Here is a 15,844-nt window from a genome sequence, read left to right as displayed (position 1 = left end):
ATGGTGAGCTGATATTCAGCTCACCTCCACTTTCCATTAGGAGAATCGTTGTGACTCAAACTCTTCACCCCAACGCAGGGGTTGGCCTTAGAACACCGCACTTAGACTTCTTTAGCCAAAATCCAGCTCTCGTGAGTTGGTTAGAGGTTCACAGCGAGAACTACTTTTTAACTCAATCACCGCAACGTCAACAACTCAGAGAAATTCGTAACGCCCACAACATAAGTTGTCACGGTGTTGGGTTATCTCTAGGTTCTGTTGAGCGCATCAACCCAAATCACTTACTGCAGTTAAAAGAACTCATCGATGACATCGAGCCGTTCTTGGTTTCTGACCATCTCAGCTGGAGTCAGACCGGAGGTCATTACTTCAATGACTTGTTACCACTGCCTTACACAGAAGAAGCGTTAGAAGTCTTCTGTCGCAATGTCATCGAGGTTCAAGACAGCCTGCAACGCCCTATGTTGATTGAGAACCCATCGAGTTACCTAGCCTTCAAGCATTCAACCATCCCAGAGTGGGAATTTTTGGCCGAGGTACAAAAGCGCACCGAGTGTCGCCTACTGCTCGATTTCAATAATATTTTTGTCTCATCTTTTAATCATGGCTTTAGCTGTGAAGAGTACTTAAACGGAATACCTGCAAACAAAGTGGAAGAGATTCACTTGGCAGGTTTTACCAAAAAGAAGCTTGAACAAGGTGAGATCTGGATAGACACCCACAGTAAACCTGTCTGTGACGAAGTATGGAAACTCTATACTGACTGGATTGCACAACATGGTTTGCGCCATACCTTAATTGAGTGGGATCTAGATATCCCAGAACCACAAGTCTTATTGGCTGAAGCAACCAAAGCCAGTGATATCTTGTATCAACACGACAAGTTCAACCAAAGGAGTCGCGCATCATGAGCCACTCCCTAGCAGATGTTCAATCAGAGTTTGCTAACGCCCTACGCTACCAAAATAATGGTCAGCATTGTGACATAGTGAGCGACCATTTTACGGATGAGCAACGAATCCAGATTTACCGTAATAACTTTGTGATCAGCTTGAGCGAAGTACTGGCAGCAACCTATCCACTTACTGAAATGCTGGTTGGTGAAGAGTGCTTCCAACAAATGGCTCGCCAACATGTTTTAAGTTATCCATCAACCTCTGGTGATGTCAGCGGTTATGGGGAACACTTTGAACAGACTATCCAAACCTTTCCTGCCGTTATTGAGGCTGCTCCTTATCTCGCTGAAGTGGCTTTGTATGAATGGAAAAAAGATAGCTTGGTGAGATGTATTTCAGAATCACATGTCGACCAACGCCCTCTCTCTTGTTTAGCTGATGTGCCACAAGAACAGCAAGGCGCTTTGGTCTTCCATCTCAAAGATTCAATAACACTAGTCAATTCTAGCTATACGATGATCGCGCTTGAGCAAGCTATCTATCAGCAACAACTCGACGGGTTAGACATCAACCAACCTGAATTTGGGGTGTTAATCCGAGCAGAGAATTCACAGATTGAGAGCCATCGTTTGACAGAAGAATGCCACCAACTATTAACTGAATTGCAATCGGGTCAAGCGCTCGCTGAGATTGACCCTTCACTACTACAACATCTGAATGCTGTCATGGCGCTTAACGTCATCTCAGGTTTTTCAATCGATGCCGAATTGGAGACATAATATGGATAACAACACAGTCACGAACATGATGGCTCAATACGACAATTTGATTGAGAAATCACAGGCACTTTTTGTTCCTGTCCTACTTCTGTTTTGCCGCCTATGGGTGGCGTGGGTCTTCTTTAACTCTGGGCTCACCAAGATAGCAACTTGGGATAGCACTCTTTACTTGTTTGAATTGGAATACCAAGTGCCACTGTTACCTTGGGAGTTGGCAGCCTATATGGGGACTGCCGCTGAATTGATTCTACCGGTGTTCTTGGCGCTTGGTCTATTAACACGACCTATGGCTGCAGTGCTGTTCGTTTTCAATATCATGGCCGTCGTGTCATACCCTGTATTGTGGGCGCAAGGCTTTTACGATCATCAGCTTTGGGGATTAATGATTCTTATCGTCGTTGTATGGGGCGCAGGGCCATTTTCACTGGATAGAATCTTGAAAGCGCAGTTCAGAAGCTAAGCCCCTTTTTCATGGCCTCTAAGTTTACATAGGTCCAAAACGCAAAAAACCACTCAATTGAGTGGTTTCTTTTTATCTAGAATAAACTACTTGTTTAGAAAAGCTTGTAGCTCTTCAGCAGAGATACCTTGCTCGGCTAGCTCTTTTGCTAGTAGCCGAACTTGTTCACCTTTACGAGATTCAACCACGCGTTGAAATTGGTAAATGATATCTCGCAAAGTGTCGATTGGAACTTGTTTTGCCGCACTGCGAATACGCTCTTCACTTTGGTTTCCTAGCTCTTTAAGCAATTTACCAAACATGACCTTTTCAGGTGCATCTTCCATTTGTTCTAAGATGCGCGCCATTTCGTAGGTTGTTAATGACATTACAGTATTTTCCGTTGGGGACTAACGTTTCAATGAGTGACAAATATAGCATGTTTTAAGGTTTCGAAAACCGCCATTTGTATATTTTGTCACCCTTGAGATTTACGCCTTGGCAAACGTCGTGTGCCACGACTTACCAGCCTTGCTCGCAAGCACTAACAATGCCGGAACAATCAGGAACATTTGCAGCGCAATCATCACTTGAGACGTTAAATCAAGACGTTGCATGGTACCAACAAGTAGCCCTGAGCCGCTCATTTGGAACAAGCCAAGTAGCGCAGCAGCGGTACCCGCACGGTCACCGAAAGGTTCTAGAGCTTTACCTGCAGCAGCACCCAGAATCCAAGCGAAACCAACTGAAGATAAGAAGATCGGCAACATGAACGCGATCGCACTAGCATGCTCAGCAAGCACCAGCATAACCACGCCCGCTAAGCCAAGCGTTGAAATACCAACAACCAATGCTTTGTAAGTACCAAAACGGTCCATGAACTTCGGAGCAGTGAATGCAGCCGTGATGTTGATAACCGCGTTAATACCAAACCAGAAGGTAAATTCGTTCATCGTCAAACCTAGGTTTTCCATCAACACAACAGGTGCAGAGGTAACGTAAGCAAGGATTACTGCCATCGCCATCAAGCACAATGTCGCATGGAAGATGAATGATGGTGTTTTCAGTACCGACCAGTAACGCTCAAGTTTGAACACCGCGACCTTTTCTGTCGCTGGATTAGACTCTTTCATTTGGAAAAACAAAATGGTGCCAACCACGACAGCGAACACAGCCATGAAGCTGAAGTTCGAGCGCCAGCCAAACTGTTGAGTCAACCAAGCACCAAGAATCGGAGCTAGTGCAGGAATAAAGCAAATTGCACCATTGAGGTAACTGATCATACGGCCACTTTTCTCAGGACCAAATAGATCGCGAACCGTCGCAAAGGCTGCTACAGAAGTCGCACAAGCTCCTAAGCCTTGTAGCAGCCGAGCTATTAGCATCATATCAATCGATTGAGCTGCCCACGCCAAGCAAGCACTCAATGCATAGATACTAACACCTCCCAATGCAACGGTTCGACGTCCTAACTTATCTGCCAAAGGGCCTGCAAATAATTGCCCGACACCCATGGCGAATAAAAACCAAGTAATCGTATCTTGTGCTAACGCGTGTTCCACGTGAAACGCTGTTGAAATTTGTGGCAGAGCTGGAAGATAAATATCTATAGCCAGAGGGCTAAATAGAACCAGCATTGCCAATAAAGCAACCTGCAGTTTACTAGGGGTTGGAAGCGCGTTAGAAGGCACAAGATTCTCCGAATGAGTTAATTTAGGTGCATAATAACCAACTAAAGATATGAACAAAAATGGCATATACTCATTAGCATTATTCCAAATAGGAAACTCACATGAATATCGAGAAACTATCACGCCTCGACCTCAATCTATTGGTTTGCTTGCAGGTGCTGATGGAAGAGCTGAGTGTCACTCGCACCGCACACCGATTATGCTTGAGCCAATCGGCTGTGAGTAAGTCGTTAGCCAAGCTTCGTGAGCAATTTAATGACCCCCTTTTTACGCGAAGTGCTCATGGCCTACGACCAACACCGAAAGCGGTCTTTCTCAAACCTCGATTAGAAACGTTGATCAATCAACTTGATGTGCTTACCCAACCGGAAACTTTCATTCCCAACAACAGCGACCATAGCTTTCACATTGCTGCCGTTGAGAGTGTTTACCCGCTGATTCTTCCGCACTTCTTACCGGCAATATTTCGACAAGCACCTAAGGTCAATATCAACACCCATGCTTGGACAGAACAAACCTTTAAGAAGCTGCAGCTAGGCGAACTAGATATCGGACTCACTGGCAAAGACATCGACATCAACGATGCGCGTTTAACGATGCTGCCGCCAGACGACATTTGCGAACAAGAGATCTACCGCGACGCACAGATGTGTGTACTAAGACGTAACCACCCTGCTCTGAGCGGTAAATGGGATCTGGAAACCTACCTTGCGCAGCGTCATGTACAAGTAAGGTGTGATGGTAACGACCGCTGGCTGCTCGACTACAAACTGGCTGATCTTGGTCATCAGCGAGATATTGCCATTTCTGTTCCTGACTTCAACAGTGCCGCAAGCCTGTGCACCTACACTGACTTTGTGTTTACCGCACCAAGCCACTTTACTTATCTTGTCGCCAAACAACTCGACTTAGTGGTTGTGCCTTTACCGATGGAATTCCCACCGATGGCATACACTCTGTTTTGGCACCGTGACAGAGAAAATGACCCTGCGCTAACTTGGCTGCGAGATATCATCAAAGAAAAAACTCTGCACCTGAGATAAAAATGGCGTACAGCGTTTGCAGCAAACGAACAAAAGCGCTAGCTTATTGACCTAATAAGTCCCCTCACATGTATATCGACTGTGAGTGTTAACAAGGACCCTAACAATAAGGATAAACACAGATGCACAATATCACTGCTGAACGCGTTGCTGCGGTTCGAGCTTGGCTTGAAACAAATAACCTAGATGCCGTTATCATTCCACATGAAGATGAGTACCTAGGTGAATACGTTCCAGCTCATAACGAGCGACTTCACTGGTTAACAGGTTTCACTGGCTCTGCAGGTGCCGCTGTTATCACTCGTGAAACTGCTGCTATTTTTGTTGATGGTCGCTACACCGTTCAGGTTCGCAAGCAAGTACCAGCAGAGTTATTTGAGTATCGCCACCTTATTGAAGAACCGGCTTTAGATTGGATCATCAATTCATTGCCACAAGGCAGTAAGGTTGCATTCGACCCACGCATGCACACCGCTGCTTGGTTGAAAGGCGCACAAGCAAAACTAGCAGAGAAAGTTGAGCTAACAACACTCTCTTCTAATCCAATTGATGAGCTTTGGTCTGATCGCCCTGAGCCTGTTGTGTCTGATGTTCGCCTAATGGCAACAGACGCCGTTGGTCAATCAAGCGAGAGCAAACGCGCTGATATTGCTGGCTTACTAGAAGCCAAAGGTGCGGACGCCGCTATCCTTACCGAGCTAGACTCAATCTGTTGGTTGCTTAACATTCGTGGCTTGGACGTATCTCGCCTACCGGTTGTCTTGTCTAATGCCATCATTCACGCCGATGAAAGTGTCGATTTCTTCTTAGACCCGGCTCGTATCCCTGCTGGCTTTGAAGCGCACGTTGGTAATGGTATTCGAGTTTCTCACCCATCAGAACTTGAAGCTCGTCTTCAGTCTCTAGAGGGTAACAATGTGTCTGTCGATTCAGGCACGAGCAATGCTTGGTACACGCTTGTTCTACAAAACGCTGGCGCTCACATCATTGAAGCAGCAGACCCATGCCTAATGCCAAAAGCCGCTAAAAACGCAACTGAGATTGCAGGTATGAAAGCGTGTCACATTCGTGATGGCGTTGCGATGGCGAAGTTCTTATCTTGGATTGATGCCGAAGTCGCACAAGGTAACCTGCACAACGAAGCTGTATTGGCAGACAAAGTACAATCGTTCCGCGAGCAAGACCCAACGCTGATGGACCTAAGTTTTGACACGATTTCAGCAGCAGGCGGAAACGCAGCTATGTGTCACTACAACCATGAGAACCAACCTGAACCCGGTCAGCTAGAACTGAATACTTTGTACTTAGTCGATTCAGGCGGTCAGTATTTAGATGGTACAACCGACATCACTCGTACTATCGCGATTGGCCAACCAAGCGACGAAATGATTCAGCAGTTCACGTTAGCGCTTAAAGGTCATATCGGTATCGCACGAGCTCGTTTCCCACAAGGCACTCGTGGTTTCCAACTGGATATCCTAGCGCGTCAGCATCTTTGGGCAGAAGGCTTCGATTACGACCACGGTACTGGTCATGGAGTTGGTCACTTCCTAAGTGTTCATGAAGGCCCACAAAGTATCTCTAAGAAGCTGATCGACGTGCCTCTTGTTGAAGGCATGGTGTTATCAAACGAGCCGGGTTACTACCGTGCAGAAGAGTTTGGTATCCGTATCGAGAACCTAGAACTGGTTGTTGAACTGCCAACTCAAGGTGACTTCTCGGTATTGACGTTCGAATCACTAACTCGTTGCCCTATCGATAAGCGCAACATCAATGTTGATTTACTAACACGACCTGAACTGGCTTGGCTAAACGACTACCATCAGAAAGTATGGAACGACGTTAGCCCATTAATTGAAGGTGATACGTTGGAATGGTTACGCCAATCAACAACACCACTTGCTCACGCTTAATGCCTCGCTAGGCAGGCAACTGAGCCAAAGCTAGTTGGCTCAGTTAGATATTAAAACGGCTACCCTCAGGTAGCCGTTTTTGTTTGTCGATTTCACATCATTAATGTTTCACGTGGAACATTCGCTAGGATGTTAGTTAACCGGAGTAAGCGCTATGCCAATCTCGCCACACCGGGTCGAAGCCGCGTTGACGTATCATAGACTCAACATCAGCTGCACTTCTCTCATCGCTAATCTCAAACTGCTCGAGTTCTTCCTCACCGGAAGCATAACCACCAGGCTGGGTTTTAGAAGCCGCAGACATACTCGTGATCCCTAATGGCAGCACGTTATCGCGGAAGGTTGCCGACTCACGAGTAGATAGAGACAACTCGACCTCAGGATTCAAGAGTCGATATGCGCAGATAAGCTGAACCAACTGTTTATCGTTCATGACCGACTTAGGCTGTAAGCCTCCACTAGACTCCCCACCTTCACACGGGCGAAGACGTGGGAATGAAATCGAGTAACGTGTCTGCCAATAAGTACGCTCTAGGTAATCTAAATGAGCAGCAACAAAGAAGCAGTCGGTTCGCCAATCTTCCAAACCAATCAAAGCACCAATCCCTATCTTATCAATACCCGCTTTTGCCAGACGATCGGGCGTTTCGAGCCGGTATTCAAAATCCATCTTGTTGCCACGTAAATGATGCTCAGCATAAGTCCTTGGTTGATAGGTCTCTTGATAAACCATCACCGCATCTAAACCGAGAGTTTTAAGTTCGGCGTAATCTTGTTGATCAAGCGGCTGCACTTCCATCGCAAGGTAGTTGAATTGCTTTTTGATATTCGGCAACACCTGTCGAAAGTAATTCATCCCGACCTTGGTTTCATGTTCACCGGTGACCAACAAAACGCTATCAAACTTCATCTTTTTGATAGCCGCACTTTCGGCATCGATTTCATCCAAAGTAAGCGTGCGGCGCTTGATACGGTTTTCCATTGAAAAGCCACAATACGTGCACGCGTTAGCGCACAGGTTAGATAGATACAAAGGAATATAAAGCGACATGGTATTGCCAAACCGCTTGCGAGTTAGTGCCAACGATTGTTGTGCCATCTGCTCTAAGTAAGGTTCTGCCGCCGGAGAGATCAGAGCCTTGAAGTCTTCTAAGTCGCGTTTAGGTTTACTCAGAGCGCGTTCAACATCCGCTGCCGTTTTACTGAAGATAGACATACCAATGTCATCCCAGTTGAGCTGTTTAAATCGATCAACAAACGTCATAACAATACTACTCGTCTAGGAATGAAGTTAGCGGGCTCGAAGCAACCGCGTGAGATACTTTTCCTGCAAGTCCAGCAAGGTAAGCCATTCGACCCGCTTCAACTGCTAGCTTAAAGGCAATCGCCGTATTCACTAACACAGCGTCTGCGCCCATTTCCATTGCACGAGCAGCATGAGATGGCGCACCAATGCCCGCATCAACAATCACAGGGACATTCGCTTGGTCGATAATGATCTCTAAGAAGTCTGCAGACGCAATACCCTTATTTGAACCAATCGGCGCACCCAACGGCATAACTGCAGCACAACCCACCTCTTCCAAGCGCTTACACAAAACTGGGTCGGCGTGGCAATAAGGCAACACAACAAAGCCATCTTTGACCAGTTGCTCAGCAGCTTTAAGCGTTTCAATTGGGTCCGGCATCAAGTACTTTGGATCTGGGTGAATTTCTAGTTTAAGCCAGTTTGTACCCAGTGCTTCACGAGCCAAATGCGCAGCAAAGATGGCGTCTTTTGCGTTCTTCGCACCAGAGGTATTCGGCAGTAAGTTCACGCCAGCATCCATGATCGGTTGTAGGATATCGTCTTGCTCAGAGCGAATATCGACTCTCTTCAGCGCCATGGTTGCCAGTTGCGAACCTGAAGCCTCGATAGCACTCGCCATCAAATGCTTATTGGCAAACTTACCAGTTCCAGTAAAGAGTCGAGATTGAAACGTTTTATCAGCGATAGTTAACATGGTTAGCCTCCTGCTATGGCTTGGAAAAGAGAAATAGCGTCGCCTTCATCAACGACCGTTTGTTGCCACTGGCTACGCGGGACAACCGCATTGTTGATTGCAAATACACAACCTAGATCAGGTAATGATAGAGCTTGGATAATGTCCGCTAGAGACGACGAGTGCGCTACCTGTTCTGGTTGCTCGTTTATCGAGATCGTTATATTGCTCATTGGATTTCTTCTTCTAAATGCTTAACTACCGATGCAATGCACACAGGACATTCACTATCTTGAGTAACCATAAGGTTTTGCCAATTCATCGTTTGGCCATCAAACAGTTTGAGCTGATGTGTTGCGACCTGAAACTCACCACGAGTTAAACGTTGAATAGCAGCCAAAGCTTGAAGGTTACCTATGGTGCCGACAACTGGGCCTATAATGCCGCTATCGCTGCAACGAGTCGTTTGTGGATGATGACTGAACGGGAACAAACAGTGATAGCACCCTTTCTGATTCTGATAATCAAATACAATAAACTGGCCTTTCCAGCCGATTGCAGAACCCGAAATCAAAGGGGTCTTCGTGCTGAAACATGCTTGGTTAACCTGCTGGCGTGACTCGAAGTTGTCAGTACAATCCAACACTAAGTCAGCTAGCATCACTTCAAGCTCAAGCTGACTTTCACTCATTCGTTGATTGATGGTTCTTACTTGGCTGCGACCATTGAGCTCATTCAGTTGTTGTTTAAGTGCTTCGACCTTAGGTGAACCTAATTGGCTCTCCTTGAACGCTACCTGTCTCTGCAGGTTGGACGAATCAACACAATCGTCATCGACCAACACGATTCTTCCAACGCCAGAAGCTGCGAGATAGAGAGCAGCGGCATTACCTAAGCCACCACAACCAATCAGCAGCACATGACTATTTAGTAGGTTGCGTTGCCCTTGCTCACCCACTTCAGGTAACGCAATTTGTCGTTGATAACGAATAAATTCAAAGTCACTCAGCATAGCTAGACTCCTGCATAACCTCTTCTTTGGCAGTCGGAGGTTTAGGCGTCATCAGTTTTTCGAAAAATTCGATCACTTTTTGTGGGTCTTCCGCCAATGTAATCGCACGTACCACCGCTAAACTCGACACCCCACATTCCCAAACCTGCGCAGCTGTCGATTGGTCAATACCGCCAATAGCAACCGTCGGATAACCGGTGAGTTGTTCTGTGTATGGGATAGTATCAATCAGATGTTGATACAGAGATAAGCGAACTAAACCCTGAGGCTTCGATGGCATCTGTTTAGTTGTTGTTGGGAAGATGTGCCCCAGCGCAATATAGCTTGGGTTAATTTGAACAATGCGCAGCAACTCGTAATAGCCATGAGTCGAGAGGCCGATCTTAATACCCGCTTGGCTCAACTGTGAGAGGTTTGATTCTTCAATATCCTCTTGCCCTAAATGAACACCAAAAGCACCATACTTGAGTGCAAGCTGCCAATAATCATTGATAAATACCTGAGCGTTATGCTCTCGACCAAGCTCGATTGATCGTTCGATTTGTTGTTCTAAGTCCGCTTGCTGCGGGTTTTTAATACGTAGTTGAACAGTGTTGATGCCAAGGTTGAGCAACCTTTCGATCCACTCAACATCATCAACCACTGGGTATAGCCCTAAGCTACTCTTACTCAATTCAGGGAACGAAAGTGATGTTCTCTGGTGAGCCCAACCAACACTAATATCCACTCGCTCATCTTCTAGCACTGGGATCGGAAAGTTTTGATAGTTTGCTGGCCATGTTCCACGTGAAACATTAAATGCTGCGCGAGCTAAAACCAATGCGTCTTCTAATGGGAATTCCAGCGCCAACAAAGTAAGTAACCAAGCAAAGTGGCCGCGATTATCTAACTCCTGATGAGCTGTAGTTTCACTCTTGATAGCACGATTGGCATCTAGGTGTGACCAGATATCCAGTACAACTGAATCATCTGATACACCGATATAGATGATATTCGGAGTTTGTATAAAGGTGTCACAAACGTCAGTTAGCGCGACTGAATTACTGTAATCAACAACATGGTTCAATTCCGCTAGCTGACTCTCTGCCAATGAATCAACATCATGAGCGAAGCCAATAGATAATGCCTGCTGAGTATCTACGATAGAGAAGTATTGAGTTGGGCTCACGCCCAACTCAACTGCATCGGTTGCCAAGCCTTGTCGCTTAGCAACCAATAGACAGTTCTGCACCTCTCCCGTTAACTCAATATTTTGAGATGGGATGAGTATCTTCACTGTCATTATTCCTCTAATTGAGCTTCTTTTGCACCTACTGCAGGGTGGTACAGTTCAGAGCCAGTATCACGGAACTCTTGTGATTTCTGACGCATCCCTTCCAACGGGTTATCCAGCATCTTAATCTCGATAGCCTGATCAGCCGCTACTTGTTCAGTGTCTTTCGCATACTCTCGGACTTCCTGAGAGATCTTCATCGAGCAGAATTTTGGTCCACACATTGAGCAGAAGTGAGCAACCTTACCCGACTCCTGCGGTAAAGTTTCATCATGGAAAGAACGCGCGGTTTCCGGATCTAAAGCTAGATTGAATTGGTCTTCCCAACGGAATTCAAAACGTGCTTTAGATAATGCATTGTCGCGGATTTGTGCGCCCGGGTGCCCTTTCGCAAGGTCAGCAGCGTGTGCAGCAAGCTTGTAAGTAATCAGGCCAGTCTTCACATCTTCTTTGTTTGGTAAGCCTAGGTGCTCTTTAGGGGTGACATAACAGAGCATCGCACAGCCGTACCAACCAATCATGGCAGCACCAATACCTGAGGTAATATGATCGTAACCAGGGGCAATATCTGTCGTCAGTGGACCTAAAGTATAGAAAGGCGCTTCATGGCAGTGTTCTAACTGCTCGTCCATGTTCTCTTTGATTAAGTGCATTGGCACATGTCCAGGACCTTCAATGATCACCTGAACATCATATTCCCAAGCTACTTTAGTCAACTCACCTAGAGTACGTAACTCCGAGAACTGAGCCTCATCATTGGCATCTGCAATAGAACCAGGACGTAGGCCGTCACCCAATGACAGTGCAACATCGTACTTCGCACAAATCTCACAGATCTCTCGGAAATGGGTATAAAGGAAGCTCTCTTGGTGATGAGCAAGACACCATTTCGCGATAATAGAACCACCACGAGAAACAATACCGGTCACACGTTTAGCCGTCATCGGAACGTAGCGAAGCAACAAACCAGCATGGATAGTGAAGTAATCAACACCCTGCTCTGCTTGTTCAATCAAGGTATCACGCATCACTTCCCAGTTAAGGTCTTCGGCTACGCCATTCACTTTTTCAAGCGCTTGATACATAGGAACCGTACCAATCGGCACTGGACTGTTACGTAGAATCCACTCACGAGTCTCGTGGATATTACGGCCAGTGGAAAGGTCCATTACGGTATCGCCACCCCAACGAGTTGACCATACTAGCTTCTCAACTTCTTCTTCAATCGAAGAGCTTACTGAAGAGTTACCAATATTAGCGTTCACCTTCACTAAGAAGTTTCGACCAATAATCATCGGCTCTGATTCTGGGTGGTTGATGTTTGAAGGGATAATAGCTCGACCTTCAGCAACCTCTTTACGTACGAACTCAGGGGTAATTTCTTTCGGTAAGTTCGCGCCAAAGTTATGGCCAGGGTGTTGATGGTTAAGCTGCTCATCAGCGAACTTCTGACGTCCCATGTTCTCACGTATGGCAATGTACTCCATCTCAGGCGTGATAATGCCCTGACGAGCATAATGCAATTGGGTAACACATTGGTTGTCTGTAGCACGGCGAATTCTAGGTAGGTTGCCGTAGCGAAGGTCGTCTAGGGTTTCATCTTCTAAACGTTCTTTGGTGTAAACAGAGCTTACATCGTCTAACAGTTCCGTATCGCCACGCTCTTCAATCCATTGCTCTCGCAACTTAGGAAGACCGCTATACAGGTCGATTTCGTGTGTAGGATCTGTGTAAACACCGGAGGTATCGTAAACTTGAATGGGTGCATTAGGTTCGAATACAGGCTCTTTTTTGCTGCCACCAACTAGGCTATCAGCGAGTGATATTTCTCGAACAGGGACTTGAATGTCCTCTCGAGATCCTTGGATGTAAGCCTTTTTCGAATTTGGGTAAGGTTGTACGGATAAAGAATCAATGAAATTCTTCGCTTCCAGTCTTGCTTGTTTACGACTCGACATAGCATTTTTCCTTGGCTTTTAGCCATTATTTATAGGGATAAAAATGCTTGACGGATTAGATGCTACAAGAGGGATCACGGTAAGAAATACAGTTGTGATCTGGAGATAGATCTCTAGAAGGATTCTAGTTAGATATCTACTCTTGTTCCCTTCGCAGGTATTAGCCTGATCAGGTTCAACGGATCCCGAGTTAACGGTCTCAGCCATATGGCACTCCGACAAGTTCGATCGAGTATATAAAAACGGCTTGGATAAACCAAGCCGAGTTGTTAACAAATCGTAAGAAAGTTTTAAGACTTTATCAAAAGTTGGAAGCCGATCCATGCTGCTGAGATGCTGAGAACCACGTTGAGTAGTACATTGAGTCCCATCTTAAAGAAAGCACCCTGCTGCATAAGAAGGACGTTATCCATCGAAAATGTAGAAAATGTAGTCAGTGCTCCAAGGAAACCAAGACCGATGATCTGTCTCCATGGTTCTGTCGCAACCATCTCATTCTCAAATGCAGCGATGAGCAAACCCATAATTAAAGAGCCAACTACGTTAACAGTTAGTGTACCGTAAGGAAAACCACGTCCTAGCATCACTACACATAACTCTGAAATCAAATAGCGCGAACAAGCACCAAATGCACCACCAATGGCAATAAAACCTAAAATAGATAACTGACCCATGAATCCTCCCAAACAATAATCCCTATATTCTAGCTTTAACGCCGATAAAAGCGAGGGTAGAAACTAAGAATGCATGCGCAAATATTAAACGTTACAGGTGTCACTTAACTTCAATATATCCCATCAATCCTGTTTTCATGTGCTCAATTACATGACAGTGGTACATCCAGCGGCCTGGGTTGTCTGCAACAAATGCAGCTTTAGCTCGGCCGTTTTTTCCAAGCAACACTGTATCGGTATGGAAAGGTTCTCCAATTTTTTTACCATCAAGTTCCAATACAGTGAATGTATGACCATGAATATGAATCGGGTGATGATATTGAGTGACGTTCTTAAGATCGAATATGTAAGTCTTGCCTAACTCTAAAGTCGCCAACGGTTTAGGAATATTGTCTTTGCTCATCCCCTCCCATGCTCTTTTATTTGTTAGCCAAAACTTAGGCATGGACTTCCCATCCTTAGATACTGGTGATACTGCGCCTTCCCACTCGAACACAAAATCGATCTCTTCAGCGTTAGCAAGATCTAGGTTAGGTACTGGATTCAATGGTAATACTGGTAATGCTCGATCTTGAGTAAATGCTGAACCTACGACTTCAAATTCACACAAAGAAAATGGGAAACGCCCCTTCATTTGGAGAACGTTAACTCGCTCACCAGCTTTAGGAGCGATCAGTCCGATATCTACACGCATCCCTGGACCAATTTTATGTTGAGTCAGTTTATAAGGCGTTTTCACAGGGTTACCATCGATGGCAATCACCCATGCTTCAGCCCCTTCGACAGCAATAGGGTAAGTGATCGTATTGTCGACATTAGCAATACGAAGTCTAGTCGTTGCATACTGCTTCAACTGATATACGGGTTCATGGACTCCATTAACACTACTCCACTCACCAGGAGTGCCCATACGAGCACTGAGTCGGGGGATCATTAAGTCTTTCCATTGACCCTTTTGATCGATATGCCAGTGCTTCAGCATCAATGCATGTTCTTCGTCAAACTTCACCGGAGTGCTTTCTTCTACGATAATCACGCCAACCAAACCCATACCAAGTTGTTTAACGCTGTTCATGTGTGGGTGATACCAAAATGTGCCAGCATCTGGCGGCGTAAACTCATAAATGAATGTTTCACCTGGCATGATCGGTGGCTGACTTAAGAAGGGAACTCCATCCATTTCGATAGGAATTCTTAAACCATGCCAATGGATAGTCGTCGGCTCTGATAGCTTATTGGTAAAACGAATTGTGACCTTTTCACCCTGTCGACATCGAATCGTCGGAGCAGGAATCTGACCATTAAAGGCTAAAACATTGGTGTCAAATCCCGCGACTAACTCAGCCATTGAAGGTTCAGCAGTTAAGTCATAAACATACTTTCCTTGTCCATCAACAGACCGCTTCATTGAACAAGCAGGTAGGACTGTTAGTGCAGATATAGCGAGGGATGATTGAATAAACTTGCGACGGGAAATATCCATATTTGTTGCCTTTTAGTAATAACGACCAAAATGTAACAAAATATTGAGAATAATTCTCATAAAGAAGTGTGGATTGTGCTGTTAATTGTTTATAAAAGAGGCTGGGATAAGTGAGCACTTACCTTTCTAAGGTCAAATATCATCTAAGGTAAGAAATAACAGCTTAAATATTCCACATATAGAAAGCTAAAAGGCCTCCCTCTTCGACTAGCTATTCAGATATTAAGGAAGCGTTATGGTTCTAATATCAGCATATCCAAATTAGAAGAATTAAGTGAAACCATTAATAAGTAGAAGCTAGTAAAAAGGCTCCAACATTTCTACCAGGACGCGTAGTCTGGAGCCTTAAATTTGGCAGAGTGGACTGAGTCGGCATTCAAAATACTCGGTCGGACTGGTGTAAAAAGTAACAGGTATAAAAAAGCCCCAGCATTTCTGCTGAGGCTTCAAATATGGCTAGGGGTGGAGAGATTCGAACTCCCAACACGCGCTGTTTTGGTAAGTCGGAGAATCCGCTGCTCTGCTAATGGTGTATTATAAGATTCATAAAGCAAAAAGGCTCTAGCATTTCTGCTAGAGCCTTAAATATGGCAGGGGTGGAGAGATTCGAACTCCCAACACGCGCTGTTTTGGTAAGTCGGGGAATCCGCTGCTCTGCTAATCGTGTACATTAGATTCAGAAAGCAAAAAGGCTCTAGCAT

General features: G+C 45.5%; 15 protein-coding genes and 1 riboswitch. Of the genes, 5 read left to right on the top strand and 10 right to left on the bottom strand.

Features of this window, described 5'->3' with window-relative positions; genetic code table 11:
• Nucleotides 1-50: 50 nt before the first annotated feature.
• Genes bufB through BCT49_RS11215 form a run of 3 tightly spaced genes read left to right on the top strand, consistent with a single transcriptional unit; the run spans nucleotide 51 to nucleotide 2,135 of the window.
• Nucleotides 51-911 carry an MNIO family bufferin maturase gene (bufB, locus tag BCT49_RS11225; protein WP_102435283.1) on the top strand — a complete coding sequence of 287 codons (861 nt, stop codon included), beginning with the start codon at nucleotides 51-53 and terminating at the stop codon, nucleotides 909-911.
• The gene (locus tag BCT49_RS11220; protein ID WP_102435282.1) at nucleotides 908-1,675 is read left to right on the top strand and encodes an HvfC/BufC N-terminal domain-containing protein; all 768 of its coding nucleotides are present in this window, start codon (nucleotides 908-910) and stop codon (nucleotides 1,673-1,675) included. The genes bufB and BCT49_RS11220 overlap by 4 nt, the downstream gene beginning before the upstream one ends.
• Before the next feature lies 1 nt (nucleotide 1,676).
• Entirely contained in the window at nucleotides 1,677-2,135 is a 459-nt protein-coding gene (locus tag BCT49_RS11215; RefSeq protein WP_102421329.1) for a DoxX family protein, read from the top strand.
• Between the two features lie 86 nt (nucleotides 2,136-2,221).
• Here BCT49_RS11215 and BCT49_RS11210 read toward each other — a convergent pair whose 3' ends face one another.
• Nucleotides 2,222-2,503 (bottom strand): hypothetical protein, encoded by a 282-nt coding sequence (locus BCT49_RS11210; RefSeq protein ID WP_102435281.1) that lies wholly within the window; start codon nucleotides 2,501-2,503, stop codon nucleotides 2,222-2,224.
• A gap of 102 nt (nucleotides 2,504-2,605) precedes the next feature.
• On the bottom strand, nucleotides 2,606-3,805 hold the full coding sequence (locus tag BCT49_RS11205; RefSeq protein ID WP_029222012.1) for a multidrug effflux MFS transporter: 1,200 nt from the start codon (nucleotides 3,803-3,805) through the stop codon (nucleotides 2,606-2,608).
• 101 nt (nucleotides 3,806-3,906) lie between these two features.
• Between BCT49_RS11205 and BCT49_RS11200 the strand changes: the two genes are divergently transcribed.
• Both BCT49_RS11200 and BCT49_RS11195 read left to right on the top strand, forming a co-directional pair.
• Complete coding sequence (locus BCT49_RS11200; protein WP_012605070.1) at nucleotides 3,907-4,848, top strand: LysR family transcriptional regulator; 942 nt, start codon at nucleotides 3,907-3,909, stop codon at nucleotides 4,846-4,848.
• A gap of 122 nt (nucleotides 4,849-4,970) precedes the next feature.
• A complete protein-coding gene (locus BCT49_RS11195) occupies nucleotides 4,971-6,761 on the top strand; it encodes an aminopeptidase P family protein (protein ID WP_102435280.1) in 1,791 nt (596 codons plus the stop codon).
• A gap of 136 nt (nucleotides 6,762-6,897) precedes the next feature.
• Here BCT49_RS11195 and thiH read toward each other — a convergent pair whose 3' ends face one another.
• The 8 genes from thiH to BCT49_RS11155 form a co-directional block, all read right to left on the bottom strand.
• Complete coding sequence (gene thiH, locus BCT49_RS11190; RefSeq protein WP_016789614.1) at nucleotides 6,898-8,025, bottom strand: 2-iminoacetate synthase ThiH; 1,128 nt, start codon at nucleotides 8,023-8,025, stop codon at nucleotides 6,898-6,900.
• A 7-nt stretch (nucleotides 8,026-8,032) separates the two neighbouring features.
• Nucleotides 8,033-8,764 (bottom strand): thiazole synthase, encoded by a 732-nt coding sequence (locus BCT49_RS11185; protein ID WP_102435279.1) that lies wholly within the window; start codon nucleotides 8,762-8,764, stop codon nucleotides 8,033-8,035.
• Nucleotides 8,765-8,766: 2 nt separating this feature from the next.
• Complete coding sequence (gene thiS, locus BCT49_RS11180; RefSeq protein ID WP_102435278.1) at nucleotides 8,767-8,976, bottom strand: sulfur carrier protein ThiS; 210 nt, start codon at nucleotides 8,974-8,976, stop codon at nucleotides 8,767-8,769.
• Nucleotides 8,973-9,755, bottom strand: coding sequence for a HesA/MoeB/ThiF family protein (locus BCT49_RS11175; RefSeq protein ID WP_102435277.1), 783 nt, complete (start codon nucleotides 9,753-9,755; stop codon nucleotides 8,973-8,975). The genes thiS and BCT49_RS11175 overlap by 4 nt, the downstream gene beginning before the upstream one ends.
• A complete protein-coding gene (locus BCT49_RS11170) occupies nucleotides 9,745-11,037 on the bottom strand; it encodes a thiamine phosphate synthase (RefSeq protein ID WP_102435276.1) in 1,293 nt (430 codons plus the stop codon). The genes BCT49_RS11175 and BCT49_RS11170 overlap by 11 nt, the downstream gene beginning before the upstream one ends.
• Entirely contained in the window at nucleotides 11,037-12,986 is a 1,950-nt protein-coding gene (gene thiC, locus BCT49_RS11165; RefSeq protein WP_102435275.1) for a phosphomethylpyrimidine synthase ThiC, read from the bottom strand. The genes BCT49_RS11170 and thiC overlap by 1 nt, the downstream gene beginning before the upstream one ends.
• A gap of 129 nt (nucleotides 12,987-13,115) precedes the next feature.
• A riboswitch (TPP riboswitch) is annotated at nucleotides 13,116-13,214 on the bottom strand.
• Between the two features lie 62 nt (nucleotides 13,215-13,276).
• Complete coding sequence (crcB, locus tag BCT49_RS11160; RefSeq protein WP_060983701.1) at nucleotides 13,277-13,660, bottom strand: fluoride efflux transporter CrcB; 384 nt, start codon at nucleotides 13,658-13,660, stop codon at nucleotides 13,277-13,279.
• Between the two features lie 100 nt (nucleotides 13,661-13,760).
• Entirely contained in the window at nucleotides 13,761-15,143 is a 1,383-nt protein-coding gene (locus BCT49_RS11155) for a multicopper oxidase family protein (protein WP_102435274.1), read from the bottom strand.
• Between the last annotated feature and the right edge of the window lie 701 nt (nucleotides 15,144-15,844).

The sequence above is a fragment of the Vibrio lentus genome, assembly GCF_002875945.1.
Lineage (GTDB): Bacteria > Pseudomonadota > Gammaproteobacteria > Enterobacterales > Vibrionaceae > Vibrio > Vibrio apostichopi.
This window is presented reverse-complemented; position numbering and strand designations above follow the sequence as displayed.

Bases quoted from the DNA above. Each gene is read 5' to 3' on its own strand.
- thiS (WP_102435278.1), bottom strand. From the start codon at position 8,976: ATGAGCAATATAACGATCTCGATAAACGAGCAACCAGAACAGGTAGCG.
- thiH (WP_016789614.1), bottom strand. From the start codon at position 8,025: ATGACGTTTGTTGATCGATTTAAACAGCTCAACTGGGATGACATTGGT.
- BCT49_RS11220 (WP_102435282.1), top strand. From the start codon at position 908: ATGAGCCACTCCCTAGCAGATGTTCAATCAGAGTTTGCTAACGCCCTA.
- crcB (WP_060983701.1), bottom strand. From the start codon at position 13,660: ATGGGTCAGTTATCTATTTTAGGTTTTATTGCCATTGGTGGTGCATTT.
- BCT49_RS11175 (WP_102435277.1), bottom strand. From the start codon at position 9,755: ATGCTGAGTGACTTTGAATTTATTCGTTATCAACGACAAATTGCGTTA.
- BCT49_RS11215 (WP_102421329.1), top strand. From the start codon at position 1,677: ATGGATAACAACACAGTCACGAACATGATGGCTCAATACGACAATTTG.
- BCT49_RS11155 (WP_102435274.1), bottom strand. From the start codon at position 15,143: ATGGATATTTCCCGTCGCAAGTTTATTCAATCATCCCTCGCTATATCT.
- thiC (WP_102435275.1), bottom strand. From the start codon at position 12,986: ATGTCGAGTCGTAAACAAGCAAGACTGGAAGCGAAGAATTTCATTGAT.
- BCT49_RS11170 (WP_102435276.1), bottom strand. From the start codon at position 11,037: ATGACAGTGAAGATACTCATCCCATCTCAAAATATTGAGTTAACGGGA.
- BCT49_RS11200 (WP_012605070.1), top strand. From the start codon at position 3,907: ATGAATATCGAGAAACTATCACGCCTCGACCTCAATCTATTGGTTTGC.
- BCT49_RS11210 (WP_102435281.1), bottom strand. From the start codon at position 2,503: ATGTCATTAACAACCTACGAAATGGCGCGCATCTTAGAACAAATGGAA.
- BCT49_RS11195 (WP_102435280.1), top strand. From the start codon at position 4,971: ATGCACAATATCACTGCTGAACGCGTTGCTGCGGTTCGAGCTTGGCTT.
- BCT49_RS11185 (WP_102435279.1), bottom strand. From the start codon at position 8,764: ATGTTAACTATCGCTGATAAAACGTTTCAATCTCGACTCTTTACTGGA.